15 protein-coding genes, 2 tRNA genes and 1 pseudogene are annotated in these 15985 nt (G+C 55.2%); 11 read left to right on the plus strand and 7 right to left on the minus strand.

Annotation, left to right across the window (positions count from 1 at the left end):
- The first annotated feature begins 24 nt into the window (after nucleotides 1-24).
- From tgt to lon, 3 genes are all read left to right on the plus strand, one after another.
- The gene (gene tgt, locus AC5EFR_RS07695) at nucleotides 25-1152 is read left to right on the plus strand and encodes a tRNA guanosine(34) transglycosylase Tgt (protein WP_493575271.1); all 1128 of its coding nucleotides are present in this window, start codon (nucleotides 25-27) and stop codon (nucleotides 1150-1152) included.
- Nucleotides 1153-1165: 13 nt separating this feature from the next.
- Entirely contained in the window at nucleotides 1166-1723 is a 558-nt protein-coding gene (locus tag AC5EFR_RS07700) for a hypothetical protein (RefSeq protein ID WP_493575272.1), read from the plus strand.
- 204 nt (nucleotides 1724-1927) lie between these two features.
- Entirely contained in the window at nucleotides 1928-4336 is a 2409-nt protein-coding gene (gene lon, locus AC5EFR_RS07705) for an endopeptidase La (RefSeq protein ID WP_493575273.1), read from the plus strand.
- Nucleotides 4337-4390: 54 nt separating this feature from the next.
- Here lon and AC5EFR_RS07710 read toward each other — a convergent pair whose 3' ends face one another.
- Nucleotides 4391-4591, minus strand: coding sequence for a hypothetical protein (locus AC5EFR_RS07710; RefSeq protein ID WP_493575274.1), 201 nt, complete (start codon nucleotides 4589-4591; stop codon nucleotides 4391-4393).
- 166 nt (nucleotides 4592-4757) lie between these two features.
- On the opposite strand from AC5EFR_RS07710, the gene AC5EFR_RS07715 reads away from it, so the two are divergent.
- The 3 genes from AC5EFR_RS07715 to AC5EFR_RS07725 all read left to right on the plus strand — a co-directional run bounded on the left by AC5EFR_RS07715 (nucleotide 4758) and on the right by AC5EFR_RS07725 (nucleotide 5507).
- Entirely contained in the window at nucleotides 4758-5180 is a 423-nt protein-coding gene (locus AC5EFR_RS07715) for an HU family DNA-binding protein (protein WP_493575275.1), read from the plus strand.
- Between the two features lie 18 nt (nucleotides 5181-5198).
- A tRNA-Val gene (locus AC5EFR_RS07720) sits at nucleotides 5199-5273 on the plus strand.
- A 158-nt stretch (nucleotides 5274-5431) separates the two neighbouring features.
- Nucleotides 5432-5507: transfer RNA gene (locus AC5EFR_RS07725), tRNA-Val, on the plus strand.
- 347 nt (nucleotides 5508-5854) lie between these two features.
- On the opposite strand, the gene AC5EFR_RS07730 is transcribed toward AC5EFR_RS07725, so the two are convergent.
- The 5 genes from AC5EFR_RS07730 to AC5EFR_RS07750 all read right to left on the minus strand — a co-directional run bounded on the left by AC5EFR_RS07730 (nucleotide 5855) and on the right by AC5EFR_RS07750 (nucleotide 10186).
- Nucleotides 5855-7039: a vWA domain-containing protein gene (locus AC5EFR_RS07730; RefSeq protein ID WP_493575276.1), complete on the minus strand. Its 1185-nt coding sequence runs from the start codon at nucleotides 7037-7039 to the stop codon at nucleotides 5855-5857.
- A gap of 123 nt (nucleotides 7040-7162) precedes the next feature.
- Entirely contained in the window at nucleotides 7163-7330 is a 168-nt protein-coding gene (locus AC5EFR_RS07735; protein ID WP_493575277.1) for an apolipoprotein acyltransferase, read from the minus strand.
- On the minus strand, nucleotides 7327-8709 hold the full coding sequence (locus tag AC5EFR_RS07740) for a DUF2927 domain-containing protein (RefSeq protein WP_493575278.1): 1383 nt from the start codon (nucleotides 8707-8709) through the stop codon (nucleotides 7327-7329). The genes AC5EFR_RS07735 and AC5EFR_RS07740 overlap by 4 nt, the downstream gene beginning before the upstream one ends.
- Entirely contained in the window at nucleotides 8702-8977 is a 276-nt protein-coding gene (locus AC5EFR_RS07745) for a hypothetical protein (protein WP_493575279.1), read from the minus strand. The genes AC5EFR_RS07740 and AC5EFR_RS07745 overlap by 8 nt, the downstream gene beginning before the upstream one ends.
- 369 nt (nucleotides 8978-9346) lie before the next feature.
- Nucleotides 9347-10186, minus strand: a complete 840-nt coding sequence (locus tag AC5EFR_RS07750; protein ID WP_493575280.1) for an AAA family ATPase — start codon at nucleotides 10184-10186, stop codon at nucleotides 9347-9349.
- Nucleotides 10187-10468: 282 nt separating this feature from the next.
- Here AC5EFR_RS07750 and dksA point away from each other — a divergent pair, with 282 nt between their 5' ends.
- The 4 genes from dksA (at nucleotide 10469) to AC5EFR_RS07770 (ending at nucleotide 14581) form a co-directional block, all read left to right on the plus strand.
- Entirely contained in the window at nucleotides 10469-10891 is a 423-nt protein-coding gene (gene dksA / locus AC5EFR_RS07755; RefSeq protein ID WP_299927307.1) for an RNA polymerase-binding protein DksA, read from the plus strand.
- Between the two features lie 106 nt (nucleotides 10892-10997).
- A complete protein-coding gene (locus AC5EFR_RS07760; RefSeq protein WP_493575281.1) occupies nucleotides 10998-12182 on the plus strand; it encodes an FAD-dependent monooxygenase in 1185 nt (394 codons plus the stop codon).
- Between the two features lie 441 nt (nucleotides 12183-12623).
- The gene (locus AC5EFR_RS07765) at nucleotides 12624-13592 is read left to right on the plus strand and encodes an XdhC family protein (RefSeq protein ID WP_493575282.1); all 969 of its coding nucleotides are present in this window, start codon (nucleotides 12624-12626) and stop codon (nucleotides 13590-13592) included.
- A complete protein-coding gene (locus AC5EFR_RS07770; protein WP_493575283.1) occupies nucleotides 13589-14581 on the plus strand; it encodes a molybdopterin-binding protein in 993 nt (330 codons plus the stop codon). The genes AC5EFR_RS07765 and AC5EFR_RS07770 overlap by 4 nt, the downstream gene beginning before the upstream one ends.
- Before the next feature lie 109 nt (nucleotides 14582-14690).
- Here the strand turns inward: AC5EFR_RS07770 and infC are convergent, their stop codons facing one another.
- The gene (gene infC, locus AC5EFR_RS07775) at nucleotides 14691-15185 is read right to left on the minus strand and encodes a translation initiation factor IF-3 (RefSeq protein WP_493575284.1); all 495 of its coding nucleotides are present in this window, start codon (nucleotides 15183-15185) and stop codon (nucleotides 14691-14693) included.
- Between the two features lie 252 nt (nucleotides 15186-15437).
- Here infC and AC5EFR_RS07780 point away from each other — a divergent pair.
- Nucleotides 15438-15985 (plus strand): annotated as a pseudogene (locus AC5EFR_RS07780) (hypothetical protein); the annotation flags it as partial.

Here is a 15985-nt window from a genome sequence, read left to right on the forward strand (position 1 = left end):
GCCGTCATGAGGCAAACCGACGGTATGGCACAGACATCCTTTGATCTTCAGGCCCAAGATGGGCAGGCCCGCACCGGTGTCATCCACACCCCGCGCGGCGATATCAGAACCCCGGCTTTCATGCCGGTCGGCACCGCAGCAACCGTCAAGGGTATGCTGCCCGGAAGTGTCCGCGAGACTGGCGCGGACATCTTGTTGGGTAACACCTATCACCTGATGCTGCGCCCAGGTGCAGAGCGGATCAATCGCTTGGGTGGATTGCATAAATTCATGAATTGGGACCGTCCGATTTTGACGGACAGCGGCGGATTTCAGGTCATGAGCTTGTCGGATTTGCGCAAGCTGACCGAAGAGGGCGTGACCTTTAAATCTCATATCGACGGGTCCAAACATCACCTGACGCCAGAGCGGTCGATGGAGATTCAAAAACTCTTGGGCTCCGATATTGTCATGGCCTTTGATGAATGTCCGGCGCTGCCGGCGGATCGGGATCGGATCGCCGAAAGCATGCGTCTTTCGATGCGGTGGGCGCAACGTTCGCGCGACGCCTTTGGAGATCGCCCCGGGCATATGTTGTTTGGCATCATGCAGGGTGGCCTTGAAAGTGATCTCCGAGAAGAGAGCGCCAAGGCGTTGATTGATATCGGTTTTGATGGGTACGCCGTGGGTGGGCTAGCCGTTGGGGAAGGGCAGGAGGCGATGTTTTCCTGTCTCGACTATGCGCCCGGATATTTGCCCAAAGACAAGCCGCGCTATTTGATGGGCGTTGGTAAACCCGACGACATCGTGGGTGCCGTTAAACGCGGCATCGACATGATGGATTGTGTTTTGCCGTCACGCTCGGGGCGTACCGGACAAGCCTGGACACGTCGTGGCCAGATCAACATCAAAAACGCCCGTCACGCCGACGATCCGCGCCCGATTGATGAACATTGCACCTGTCCGGCCTGTTCCGGTTATAGCCGCGCTTATCTTCATCATGTGTTCCGGTCCCACGAGATGATCAGCGGAATGTTGTTGACCTGGCACAACCTGCATTACTTTCAGGAAATCATGCAGGGCATGCGGGATGCGATTGCCGAAGGGCGGTTTGATGCATGGGAGGCCGAATTTCATGCACAAAGGGCTCTTGGTGACATCGAACAGCTTTAAAAGGACCAAAATCATGCGTGTTTTGACCACAGCTTTGTTGTGCATGTGCCTTCCGTCCATCCTTTTGGCCGACGGGTTTTGCGGGGTCACCGATGAACAAGAGATTCTTGATCGGTTGCAAGGGACATGGGCGCGCGATGGGGCGATGTCGATTGAGAATGCTGTGACCTCTTTTGTGAAAGGGTCTTCGGCTTACCATATTGAAATCGCGTCAAATGGGGCTGTGACATCTAAGTTTTTCGACAACCTCACCGGCAAGGCCCAAGACATGGTGCTTGCCGATCCAAGCCCTTATGATGTGGACAGGGTCGATGATCTGCTTGACACAACTGGTCGTCCTGATCTGGCCGATGTCCTGTCTGACACCAAATGCGGGCCATCGGACCTGCCACAATTGGTTGTGACCATGCCAGAAACCAGCGGGATGAGCGCCGCTGGGACCATCACCTATATCGCCTATTTTGACGACCGGGTTTTGGAACTCACTGAGTTGACGCTAAAAAGCGACGAAACTGTGCTTTATATGACCGAAACCGTGCTCTTGCGGCCCCAGAACACCAACAAAAAGTAAGCGAAATCCCCCCAATCTGCGGCAAAACCCCACTTGCACCTGTCGGGGGAGAGGTCCATTCTAAACACCAAAGGCGGCGCTTTGGGGGAGGTCGCGCTTGAACTTGCGCGTCATTAACCCCAGATTAAGCTTCCGAGACCGGAGATGGACAAGTGTTGCCGCAAAGCGGGGCCGGGGCCATCTTGCCAAGAACAGGAAACGAGCATGAAACAGCATCTTAATCCCTCTTATCCCGTGCTGCCGTTGCGCGACATTGTCGTGTTCCCGCATATGATCGTGCCGCTCTTTGTAGGGCGCGATAAATCGGTGCGTGCGCTCGAAGAGGTTATGAACGACGACAAGCAGATTCTGCTTGCCAGTCAGATTGATCCATCGGTTGATGACCCGGATACAGACGGCATTTACAAAGCCGGCGTTCTTGCCAACGTTTTGCAATTGCTGAAACTTCCCGATGGCACTGTCAAAGTGTTGGTCGAAGGGCAAACACGCGTACGGATCACCGAATACCTTGATAACGATAGCTTTTTCGAAGCCAGCTGTGACCACCTGACCGAGATGCCCGGCGATCCTGCCGCTCTCGAAGCGTTGGTACACACCGTTTCCGAAGAGTTCGAGCGCTACGCCAAGGTCAAGAAAAACATCCCAGAAGAGGCGCTCTCGGCTGTGGGTGAAGCGACTGAATCCGCGCAGCTTGCCGACCTTGTCGCCGGACACTTGGGGATCGAAGTTCCTCAGAAGCAAGAGCTGCTTGAAACTTTGTCGATTTCTGAACGTCTTGAGAAGGTCTATGGCCTGATGCAGGGCGAAATGTCTGTTTTGCAGGTCGAGAAAAAGATCAAGACCCGCGTCAAAACCCAGATGGAGAAAACCCAGCGCGAATATTACCTGAATGAGCAAATGAAGGCCATTCAGAAGGAGCTGGGTGATGGCGAAGATGGCAGCAATGAAATTGCTGAGCTCGAAGAGAAAATCAACGGAACCAAGCTGAGCAAAGAGGCCAAGGAAAAGGCCGATGCAGAGCTGAAAAAGCTTAAGAATATGTCGCCTATGTCGGCCGAAGCCACTGTTGTGCGCAACTATCTTGATTGGATGTTGTCGATCCCATGGGGTGCAAAAAGCCGTGTCAAAAAGGACTTGAACCGGGCTCAGGAGGTTCTTGATAAGGATCACTATTCTCTGGACAAGGTGAAAGAGCGGATCGTCGAATACCTCGCGGTTCAAGCCCGTAGCTCCAAGCTCAAAGGCCCAATTTTATGCCTTGTTGGCCCTCCGGGCGTTGGTAAAACCTCGCTTGGTAAATCTATGGCCAAAGCCACGGGGCGCGAGTTCATTCGCATTAGCCTTGGTGGCGTGCGCGATGAATCCGAAATTCGTGGCCACCGTCGGACTTATATTGGGTCGATGCCGGGCAAGATTATTCAAGCTCTAAAAAAGGCGAAAACCACCAACCCGTTGATCTTGCTCGATGAAATCGACAAGATGGGGCAGGATTTCCGGGGTGATCCGGCGTCTGCCATGCTTGAGGTGCTCGACCCGGAGCAAAACGCGACCTTTGTCGATCATTATCTTGAGGTCGAATATGACCTGTCGAACGTGATGTTTGTCACCACCTCGAATAGCTACAACATGCCTGGGCCATTGTTAGATCGGATGGAAATCATTCCTCTGTCTGGCTATACCGAGGATGAAAAGCTTGAGATTGCCAAGCGGCATTTGCTTGACAAGCAGGTCAAAAACCACGGCCTTAAAAAGGGTGAATTCGAAGTCAAAGATGACGCTTTGACAGCGATTGTACGGTACTATACCCGCGAAGCCGGGGTGCGAAACCTTGAGCGCGAGATCGCCAAATTGGCCCGAAAAGCCGTGACCAAAATCGTCAAGAAAGAGGATGAGAAAGTCTCAGTAACCTCCGAGAATATTGATGATTTCCTTGGTGTGAAAAAGTATCGCTACGGACTCGCCGAAGAGGAAAATCAAGTCGGTGTTGTCACCGGTTTGGCCTATACTTCCGTTGGTGGCGACTTGCTCCATATCGAGGCGCTAAAATTGCCCGGCAAAGGGCGGATGAAAACAACCGGTAAGCTTGGCGATGTGATGAAGGAATCCATCGAAGCCGCGGCAAGCTATGTCCGCTCCATTTCGCCTGAGATTGGGGTCAAGCCACCAAAGTTCGACACGCTGGATATTCACGTTCACGTCCCCGATGGGGCAACGCCCAAGGATGGCCCTTCGGCCGGTTTGGCGATGGTGACGTCCATTGTGTCTGTTCTGACCGGTATTCCGGTACGGCGCGATATCGCCATGACTGGCGAGGTTTCATTGCGCGGCAATGCAATGCCCATTGGCGGCCTCAAGGAAAAGCTCCTTGCCGCGCTGCGCGGTGGCATCACCACGGTGTTTATCCCCGAGGAGAACGAAAAAGATCTGGCTGAACTTCCGGACAATGTCAAAAACGGGTTGGAAATCATCCCGGTCAAGCATGTTTCTGAAGTGCTGGAGCGGGCGTTGACCGCGCAACCCGAACCGGTTGATTGGGACGAAGCCGCAGAAGAGGCCGCCGCTGCGGCTGCTTTGAAGGCAAAAGACACCGGATCTGGTGCAATCGCTCACTAAAGAAAAGGCCCCGAGAAAAACCTCGGGGCCTTTTATTACTTCTATGAACAAAGTTTACTTTGTGATGGCGGCACCAAAAACCACAAGGGTCGCCAGCGAGATAACCAAACCACCAGATGGCGCGCTGCTGGCGGCAGCTTGTTCTTCAATCATGACCGGAGCCATAACGGGCTCTACGATAGGATCGCTCAGCGATCCAGCATGAGCGGTATTTGTCAGAGCGACGAGTGCCGCGGACACAGCTAGACGTTTCATTACATTTCCCCAATTAAATCAAAAATCCGTAGATTTCTGCCTGAATATTTGCATGTGAGTCAAGCAATTGCTGGCATCAATTGCGTTTTTACGTTAACCTTTAAGCAGAGAGCATGAGCTCCGACGCGCAAAACGCGCGCAAATAACAAAAGCAGAGACAGGCAAAATGGCAACAACGACCCGGAAGACGACCCGTTCGACAACGGCGTCCAGTAGCAAACCGACAACAACCAAAGCAAGTGCAAAGCCAGTTGCAAAACCCGCAACCCCGGAACCCGATGTGGCGATCCAGGTTGAGGATCTTCCTTTGTCGACCCGCGAAGAGATGAAGAAGAAAGAGCTGATCGAACTTGCGGTTGAGCGCAGCGGTGTGAAAAAGCGCGACGCAAAACCAGCTATCGAAGCGGCTTTGGCGATCCTTGGAGAAGCTTTGGGCGAGGGGCGTGAAATCAATATGCGCCCACTTGGCAAAATCAAAGTGAACCGCATGAAAAAAGGCGTGAACGGTCAGGTGATTAACGCCCGTATTCGTCAGCCTGAAGAGGGGGGCAAATCAGATCCTGATCCCCTTGCGCAGGCGGCTGAGTAACGATACGACCGCTGAGCCGGGTGATTAGCTCAGTGGTAGAGCGCTTCGTTCACATCGAAGATGTCAGGAGTTCAAATCTCTTATCACCCACCATCATTTCAAAGCGCATCCTGAAAAGGGTGCGTTTTTGTCGTTTCCACGGGCAAAAATCAGGCCAAAATCTCGGCTTCAAAAGAATGTCAAAAAACCTGTCAAAAAAGTTCACTTTGCCTCTTGCGTCGGTTCGCTGGCTTGGCTAAACACCGCCTCACGGGTGATTAGCTCAGTTGGTAGAGCGCTTCGTTTACACCGAAGATGTCGGGAGTTCGAGCCTCTCATCACCCACCATTTACCTTAAAAAACAAGCAATTACCAACCGCGGCACGCGACGTGCATTTCCCCTAACCGGGTGCGATCTGCGAAAAGCGTATCCTCGCATTTGCAAAAGTCCTCTCTGCGACGGGCTTGCTGTCTTGCCATGGCAACGGGCAGGTCTCTACCAGTTAGCGCAATTTTGCGGCGGGTTTGGTTGGTGGCTATTTTCGTCTTGTTTTGGGGGCTTTATGTGTCGCGTTGCAACGCGGCAAAAGAGGGTCGCCTGTTCGCGAGCTCGTACGTCACGCCCTCATTGCAAAATAGCCGAGACGACGGTTACCCGGCGTTTGGTTTGGAACGTTTGTCAGACCGGAACGCTTTTAACGTCCTAACAGCCTCATGCCCCCGTCGATGCCATCCAGCGTCATGGGGACCATACGATCTTCGAAAATCTCACGGATCATGTGGATGGATTGGGTGTATTGCCAATGCTTTTCCGGCACCGGATTTATCCACAAATGATTGCTCCACTGGTCGCGCATGCGCTCTAGCCAAACCTGACCGGCTTCTTTGTTCCAATGTTCATTGGCCCCACCCGGAAAGGCGATTTCATAGGGCGACATCGACGCATCGCCGACAAAAATACACTTATAATCCGCCCCATAGGTGTTGAGCACCTCCCAAGTCGGAGTTTGGGCATCCCAGCGGCGGCGATTGTCGCGCCACAGGCCTTCGTAGACGCAATTGTGAAAATAGAAATGTTCGAGATGTTTGAACTCCACCCGCGCGGCAGAGAACAGCTCTTCGACGATTTTCACGTAGGGGTCCATTGACCCGCCGGCGTCGAGAAACAGCAATACTTTGACCGCGTTGCGCCGTTCAGGGCGCGTTTTCACATCGAGATAGCCATGTTCGGCGGTGGCCTGAATGGTGCCGTCAAGGTCAAGCTCATCCTCGGCCCCGTCACGTACCCAATTGCGCAGGCGTTTCAGCGCGACCTTGATATTGCGGGTGCCGAGTTCGACGGAATCATCAAGGTTTTTGAATTCGCGTTTGTCCCAGACTTTGACGGCGCGCTGGTGGCGGGATTTGTCCTGACCAATGCGCACGCCTTCGGGATTATAGCCATAGGCCCCAAAGGGCGATGTGCCGGCTGTGCCGACCCATTTGTTGCCGCCCTGATGGCGACCTTGCTGTTCCTTAAGGCGCTCCTTGAGCGTCTCCATCAGCTTGTCAAAGCCTCCCAGCGCCTCAATCTCGGCCTTTTCCTCGGGGGTGAGATGCTTTTCGGCCATTTTCTCTAGCCAATCCGCCGGAAGGTCGACCGCATCAAGAACCTGCTCTGGAGTGATAGCGTCCAACCCCTTGAAGGTCGTGGAAAAGGCACGGTCAAACCGGTCAAGGTGACGTTCGTCTTTGACCATGGCGCTGCGACCTAGAAAGTAAAAGCTTTCAACGTCATAGGTCGCTAAACCGGCCTTCATCCCCTCGAGAAAGGCAAGGTATTCGCGCAAGGACACCGGCACACCGGCGCTGCGGAGGTTTTCAAAGAAGGGTACAAACATGCCCAGACCTTATGCGAGGCCGGGGGGGGCTTCAATATGCGCCGTTGCGTTCAATTTACCACCCAAACGTGCAAAACGCCCCAGAGACATCCGAGGCGTTTCATCGTCTGAAAGTAAGAATCGTTAGGCGACTAGTTTTTCAATCGCGATGGTCAGGATGACCCCGACAAGGGCAAAGGCGATCGCATAGCCAACCGCATATTGGGCGATATCAGCCTTGTCACCATTCCGGCGTTTCGCGGTCATGCCGCCAATCAAAGCTCCGATCAATGCGCCCAAGATAACGATCATAACCCGCCAATTCTCCGTCTTTGTGGGTTGAGAGAACCGATTTCGCGTAGCTTTGCGCGCACGGCCCAGTCAGAGCCGAACCCGTAACGTGCCCAGCCAAGCGAGTCCAGTCGGACTTGGCGTCCTTCTGTGGTGCGTCCGGTCATTTCCAACGCTTCGGCGCGCAGCATCATCAAAGTCGCCAACAACGCCGCGTTTTCATGGCGCATCGCCGTATCAAGATGTGGCGTCAAAAGATAAAGCGCATCTTCACCGCGACCGGCGCTGATGGCATAGGCGGCCAGCTGTGACGCCACATAAGAGCGGTGCAGGGCTGTGTCCGGACCGGTGCCAAAGTGGCGTTGTGACAGAACAAAGTGGTCCTGAGCGGCCTCTGGGTCGACCGCTTGCAACAAGCGGCCCATGGCGTAATGAGAAAACGCCAATCGGTGATCGGTCCAACCCATGGCTTTGGCAACCTGCAAAGCTTCGGTTGCGGAGGCGCGGCGTTGGGCGGGGTTCGCGCCGGGGCCAAGCGCGGTTTGAACCGCATCAATCCAAACGCGCGGCGTTTTGTTCAAACGGCGTGCGGGCTTGTCCTGACCTCGTGGGTTCACTCTGGCAAGGATCGCAGGAAGCCGGTCGGCCACTTGGCTACGGGTCATGCCATTGCGCAACGACGGATCGTAGTAAATGCGCAGGATTGTCATGTCATACCCGGTGAGAACCGTATGCACGTTGTCGTCGTTAAAGACGCTATCGGGCAGGCGGTAGAGATCATTTAGCGGGCCGAGCGCCTGGGCCAGTTCTTCGTGCAAACAGTCACGAACTTCCTGAGCGCTGGAATCATTGGGTATAAAGATCGCCAGTTTGTTGCGCTGGGTGAGTTGTGACCAACTGGTTTTGCGGGTGCGGCGATGGGCTTTGTATTCCTGAAGCGAGGACACATTCGGAACAACGAAACAGGCGGCCTGGGGCAAATATTTGCGAATATCGGCGCGGGTTACCGCCTGGATGGTGATATTGGCGGTGCCAGAGTTCGTTTGGTTAATGTTGATCCCGGCCTCATTACGCATCCGATGCAGAAGGCGGGTTAGATCCGGGCCCAAAGACGGCGGTGGCGACCCGGCCACGCGCACAGAAATCGGGCCTTCGAAACGGGTCAACATGCTCAGTGCGCGCCCCGATTCCAACGAAAACGCCAGATCAAGAAAGTCGCGAGCCATATCGGAATTGGACGTCACCGGTGCCTGTGGGCGCGGCACCGAAAAGACTTTCATCGGTGGCAGACCGGTGTCGACGGTCGTATCCGATCGCGTCGGCGTGTCTGAATGCGAGACCGGCATACAGGCGCCAAGCATCAGATAAAGCGGAAGAAGAAGTCGACGGGTTCTACGCATCACAACCTCGGGTCTTTGAGGAATGGTGTGACAACGCCAAAGGGGTCAAAAGACGCCGGGCGATGACATTGAATTCCTGAGACAACGACGAGACGGGGTGTGGGGTATAACGGATCACACGACGGGAGAACGCACCAAAGCGGTACACAAGGGGCGAGGTAAAGATCGCTAGAGACAAAGAGACACCGTAGAATGACACAATGTCATTCCCGAAATCTGTTCGCACTGGACCGCCCTCGGCACGCAAAGCGCGCTCGGTCAAAGCCATTCGTTGGGACACGTTTAGAAGCCTGCCTGCTCGTTGTTTTACTCAGATGTTCAAGACATCCGATGTTTTTCTGTCCTCTGTAGGGAGACTATAGGGCAAAAACACGGTTTCTGCACAGAGCGGACTAAGGCGATTGTCAAAATTTTTTCCCGTTTGTGGGATTGGTCTAATTTGTCATAAAATGCAGGGGTTTGCGAGGTGCAACTATGCAACATGCGACTATCTCAATAGCGGTAATTGCAGGTTGAAACACGGCGCATTTGCGGCTTTTGGGTCGGATGACGCAGGGGCAAAGCCGCTCATGAGGCTTAAAAGTGGTTAAAACGTGTTAACCACTCTTAACAAGGTTGGGTGTTGGCCTTTGGGGGGCTAGCGGTCGCGCCGGGCCATAAAGGCCAGCCGTTCAAACAAATGAACGTCTTGCTCGTTCTTCAACAAGGCACCATGCAACCGGGGCAGGGCGTTTGCCCCGTCGCGTTTAAGATCCTCAGCATCCAAATCCTCGGCCAGCAACAGTTTGAGCCAATCTAGAACCTCAGATGTCGATGGTTTCTTTTTCAAACCGGGTTGCTCGCGAAGCTCGTAAAACTGTGTCAGCGCTGTGGTCAAAAGCGCGTCTTTGATTCCCGGATGATGGACTTCGACAATTTTACGCAATGTGTCGTGATCGGGGAATTTGATATAGTGAAAGAAGCAGCGGCGCAAAAACGCGTCGGGCAATTCTTTTTCATTGTTCGAGGTGATGATTACAATCGGGCGGTTCACGGCCCGAATGGTTTCGCCGGTTTCGTAGACATGAAACTCCATCTTATCAAGTTCTTGCAAAAGATCGTTGGGGAATTCGATGTCGGCCTTGTCGACCTCATCAATCAACAAAACCACTTTGCGATCGGCCTCAAAAGCCTGCCAAAGCTTGCCTTTGCGGATGTAGTTCTTCACGTCATTGACGCGCTCATCGCCCAACTGGCTGTCGCGCAAACGGCTTACTGCGTCATATTCATAAAGCCCTTGCTGGGCTTTGGTGGTCGATTTAACGTTCCATTCGATCATCGGCGCACCAAGCGCATCGGCCACCTGACGGGCCAATTCCGTTTTGCCGGTACCGGGCTCCCCCTTGACCAAAAGCGGACGCTCAAGCGTCACAGCGGCATTCACTGCCATCGTCAGATCGTCTGTGGCGACATAGGAATCGGTGCCTTGAAAGCGCATGGAACTCTCCTGAAAACTTCGCGCCAAGGCGTATCCAGAGCGACACGACTTGGCAAGATGCACCGTTTCGTCACTTTGCAAAGCCCGTTAGCGTTCACAGCGGGAAGTGACCTGTTTACGGGAGTTTAGGAGATGCCGTTCTACTATCGTTTTCCGTGTCTCAATTTGGCGCTTTCGCTAGTGACATCACCGTAGCCATGCGGTAGATGCTGCGCCGAGGGGCACCAATACTCTGGAGAGAAAAGTTACATGTCGGATGTTGGTGAAACGAACGGGGGTACCATGAAACCTGAGAATTTCCTTCCTGACGATTATCGTCCGGTAGACAACGAACCATTCATGAATGAGCGCCAGCTTGAGTATTTCCGCCGCAAGTTGTTGGCGTGGAAGACTGAGCTTTTGGCGGACAGCCGTGACACCATCGAAACCTTGCAAGAAGGCACGCGCAACATTCCGGATGTGAATGATCGCGCCAGCGAGGAAACCGATCGTGCGCTGGAACTGCGTACACGCGATCGTCAGCGCAAGTTGGTCAACAAAATCGACGCTGCGCTGCGCCGGATTGACGAAGGCGAATATGGCTATTGCGAAAAAACCGGCGAGCCGATCAGCCTGAAACGGCTGGATGCGCGTCCGATCGCGACCATGACGCTCGAAGCGCAGGAACGCCATGAGCGGCGCGAAAAGGTCCATCGCGACGATTGATTTGGTCACCCGACTTGGTGGTCGGCGCATAAATGCGCTGTTGCGGTGAAAGACATGAGCGCCGGGGCTATTGGCTCCGGCGTTCTGCTATTTGAGGGAAGAGATCATGGCATTGGACGGCACGGGAGTCACCATTATAGGCGGCGGAATTGGTGGATTGACCGCGGCATTGGCCTTGCGCGCCAAGGGGGCAAATGTCCGTGTTTTGGAACAGGCCGATGCCATCCGTGAAGTCGGGGCCGGTATCCAAGTGTCGCCCAACGGGCTTCGGGTCCTCGAAGCGCTTGGGCTCGATCACGCATTTTGCGACATCTCTGTCGCCGGGGCGGCGGTGTCACTTCGCGACTACAAACAGGGCAAAGAAGTCTTGCGCCTTGACTTGACCTCACTGCCCAAGCAAGACAGCTACCGATTTGTGCACCGTGCCGACTTTATTGAGCTTCTGGCCAATGCGGCCCGCGACGCCGGGGTTCATATCAGGCTTTTGCAAAAAGCCGACACAGTGCGCCCGGGCCCCAAGCCACGGGTTGAGATGGCCAATGGTGATCAGTTCGAAGATGATATGGTGATTGGGGCCGATGGTCTGCATTCGGTGCTGCGCCCCGTTTTAAACGGTGTCGAAGCGCCGTTCTTCACCGGGCAAGTGGCCTGGCGGGCCGTGGTTCCAAATGTGATGGGGCATCCCCCCGAAGCCCGCGTACATATGGGGCCGGGCCGGCATTTGGTCAGCTATCCTTTGCGAGGTGGCGAGGCTGTGAACCTCGTTGCGGTTGAGGAGCGCCGCGAATGGCAGGCCGAAGGCTGGCACCATCGTGATGACCCGGCTGCCCTGCGTGGGGCCTTTTCCGGTTTTGGTGGGATGGTTCCTGAAATGTTGCACGCGGCCGACACGCCCGGTGTCTGGGGATTGTTTCGGCACAATGTTGCGCGCAAATGGCATGGGGAAAACGTCGCTTTGGTCGGTGACGCCGCCCATCCAACACTGCCGTTCATGGCGCAGGGGGCGGTGATGGCGATGGAAGACGCATGGGTCTTGGCGGATGCCTTGGACAAGGCGCAGGATAGCGCAAGTGGTTTGCAGGCCTATCAACACCGTCGTCGGGATCGGGTTGTCAAAGTGGTTGATGCGGCTAATGGCAACGCCTGGAAATACCACCTCAGCAACCCACTGATCCGAGGCGCTGCACATCTTGGCCTTGGGATGATGGGGCGCTTTGCACCGGATAAAATGTTGGGTCAGTTTGACTGGATCTATAAACACGACGTCACCCAAGGCCTCACCGCGCGCTAGGGTGGGATCCGTTGATCTATGAGCCACAGCTAGGACAGATACTGGCTATCAGGTGGGTAGATTTCGTCGGAAAGGCAAGTTGCCTAGCCAAGAAAGCAAAGCCACGGGCGGTGAACATGTCTTCCTGCGCCTTCGCCTGCGGGTTTGACGGGTTTCCCCCAGTCTTCGTATTTTTCATTGAAATAGCGTACAATTCCCCCAAGCGGTTGTCCGATCTGAACCGAAATCTCTCACATTGTGCATCATAATTTGAGGGGCTGGACTCTAAAGGCCGTGCCACGGCACGCCAGTTCCAGCGGCCCCCAACCTGACCTTCCCCCGGACCCGGGGGAAGGAAGCGCGCCGCAATCGACCCCTTGAAAAAGATATGGAATGGCAGACTTTAGGAGGGGGCGACTTTGGTGACACCCATGTTAAAACTTGCGGTAGGAGGAGCGGGTGATGGATCGGTTTGACGGGATACCTGAGCAGGCCTTGGCCTGGCATCAAGGCGGGCAGGGCGCGGTTTTGGCCACGGTGATTGAAACTTGGGGTTCTGCGCCACGTCGCGTCGGATCTCAATTGGCCATTTCCGGAACCGGGCAAATCGAAGGATCGGTTTCGGGGGGCTGTGTTGAGGGGGCTGTGATCGTAGAGGCCATGGAAGCCTTGGAGGAAGGTGAGGCGCGCGAGTTGGAGTTTGGCGTTTCAGATGGCGACGCATTTGCCGTTGGATTGGCATGTGGCGGCACCATTCGTGTCTTGCTGGAACCTATTGGCTCGGTCATGCCCGAAACCATGTTGCAGCAGCTCGTTTTGGCCCGCGCCGAACGGCGACCCGTGGCCTATGTCGTTGATTTGGATAGTGGAGTGCGCCAAATCGACGGTACCGGTCATGGGGATAGATTTCGCATGGACCGCTCTGGGTTTGAGGCGAACAGCCGTGTTTTCGTTGCCATTCACAACCCGCCACTGCGATTGATCGTTGTTGGTGCGGTGCATATCACCCAAGCTTTGTTACCGATGGCGCGAATCGCTGGCTATGATCCAGTGATCATTGATCCGCGCGCAACCTTTGGCTCCGAGGCGCGGTTTCCGGGGGAACGAATTCTGCATGATTGGCCGGATGAGGCGGTGCAAGCGCTTGGCCTAGATGGGCGGACGGCCTTGGTTCTGCTCACACATGACCCCAAATTGGATGATCCAGCGTTGATCGAGGCGTTGCGGTCTGGGTGTTTTTACATCGGGGCGTTGGGGTCGACCCGGACCCATGCCAAGCGGGTGACACGCTTGCAAGAGGCCGGATTTTCGGCGGATGAAATAACCCGCATTCATGGTCCGATCGGGCTTGACCTTGGGGCGGCTGGGCCGGCTGAAATTGCGGTCTCTATCCTGTCGGAGATGGTGCAAGTGCTAAGGAAAGGCACATGAAATTTGGACCGGTCCCCTTGGGTGACGCGTTAGGGGCAATTTTGGCGCATTCTGTGACATTTCCCGCTGGGCGATTGCGCAAGGGCCGTATAATCGAGCTCAGGGATCAAGAGGTTTTGGCTCAGGCCGGGATCGCTGAGGTGACTGTCGCGCAGCTGGAAAGCGGTGACATTGGCGAAGACCACGCGGCGGAGCGCTTGGCCAAGGCCTTGGTGCCCGATCCAGAACTGGCGGGTTTGCGGCTTGGCAAAGCGTCGACAGGTCGCGTGAACATCTATGCACAAGATGTTGGTGTGGTTGAGGTTTTGGCGGATCGTGTGGAGGCTTTGAATGCACTTCATCCGATGATTACCGTCGCAACAGTCCCGCAATGGCAACGCGTTGCGGCCCGTAATATGGTCGCGACCGTCAAGATCATCGCCTATGCGGTGCCCGAAGCTGCGCTAGATGCGGCATGTTTGGCCGGACAATCTGCGCTCCGTTTGCATCGGGTCGCATGTCAGTCCGCCAGCCTGATCCAAACCGCCGTTGCGCCCGATGAAAAGGGCGAAAAGGGCTATAGTGCCACCAAAGACAGGTTGGATCGCATGGCCGTGGCCTTGTCGCCCAATCAAATTGTGCCCCATGAAATTGCCCCACTTGCCCAAGCGTTAGAAAAGGCGGAGGCAGACATCCTTTTGATCCTTACGGGGTCTGCGACATCGGACGCATTGGATGTTGCACCGCAAGCCGTGCGTGCCGCTGGCGGAGAGGTGACCCACTTTGGGATGCCCGTTGATCCGGGCAATTTGCTGTTCTTTGGACAATTGCGAGGCAGGCCGGTCATTGGCCTGCCGGGGTGCGCGAAATCCCCGGCGATGAATGGGGCCGATTGGGTCTTGGAACGGCTGCTTTGCGCGGTTCCCGTTACGTCTCGGGATATTGCTGGAATGGGTGTCGGCGGATTGCTCAAGGAAATTCCGCAACGTGGACGTTTGCGCGACGCTTAAAAATTCACCGGGTGTCTAAATCACGAGCAAGGCCCGGTTTTGGGAACAAAGAAAAACCCGCCGAGATTCGGCGGGTTTCTGTATACTCAAGCTCATCCAAAAGGCGAGGTTATTTGGGCAGAGGCCCAATCATCATGACCATCTGACGGCCTTCCATCTTGGGCATGTTTTCGATTTTGCCAAGGTCTTTGACATCCTCTGCAACACGCTCAAGCAATTCGCGACCAAGCTGCTGGTGGGCCATTTCACGGCCCCGGAAACGCAGGGTCACTTTGACCTTATCGCCACCTTCAAGGAACTTGAAAACATTGCGCATTTTCACATCATAGTCGTGGGTATCCGTGCCGGGACGGAACTTTACCTCTTTGACTTCAATGGTCTTTTGCTTTTTGCGGGCTTCGGATTCACGCTTTTGTTGTTCGTATTTGAACTTGCCGTAATCCATGATCTTGCAGACCGGCGGATTGGCGTTGGGGGAAATCTCAACGAGGTCCAAACCCGCCTGTTCGGCCATGTCCATGGCACGGTGCGGGGTGACAACGCCAACGTTTTCACCTTCTGCGCCGATGAGGCGGATTTCGTTAGCGCGAATGCGGTCATTCACGCGGGGGCCAGTGTCGCGCTGTGGTGGCGCGTTATGCGGTCGGCGGGCTATGGGTTTGCTCCAATTATGGTCTCAATCAAGGCGGCAAGGTAGACTTGCCGACGCAGTCTTTCAAGCGTCAAATCGCCTAGCTTGCCTCAGAATGTGCGTCTTTCCCCCTTGCGGTGCTTTCAAAGCAACGTCAAACCCTCACTAGGATGCGCGTGGGGGAGTCGCTCGCGTAAGTTTTGACGTTTTTGCAAGGAGTTCGGCATGAAGAAGTTGATCCTGATAGTTGTTGCGGCGGTTGTCGCAGCGGGTGGGTATTTTTGGTATTCTGGGCAGTCGCCCAAGGAAATGGCCAAAGATGCGACCGCCACCGTCGGCGATGTTGTGAAAGATGTGGCTGATACGGCTGCGGCTGAGGTTGAGGCCGTTGCAGAAGGGGCGGAAGCCGTCGCCGAAGGTGCCGTTGATGGTGTCGCTGACGCGGCTGATGCTGTTGCTGAAACAGCTGTTGAGGCTGTCGAGGGTGTCGTCGAAGAAGCCGCCGAAGTTGCGGATGAAGCTGCGGATGCGGTCAAAGACGCGGCTGATGGAGTTGCAGACGCCGCTGTTGAGGCTGTTGCTGATGCCGTTGAAGGTACTGGCGCTGTTGGAGAGGCCGTTGTTGACGCTGCCTCCGAAGCCGCAGGTGTGGCAACAGATGCCGTTTCGGATGTTGCAGATGCAGCCGTAGATACGGCCGCCGAAGCTGCAAATGCCGCGGCGGACACCGCCGTTGAAGCTGTGGATGCTGTTACTGACACCGCCGCCGAAGC

The sequence above is a fragment of the Pelagimonas sp. genome (assembly GCF_058892305.1).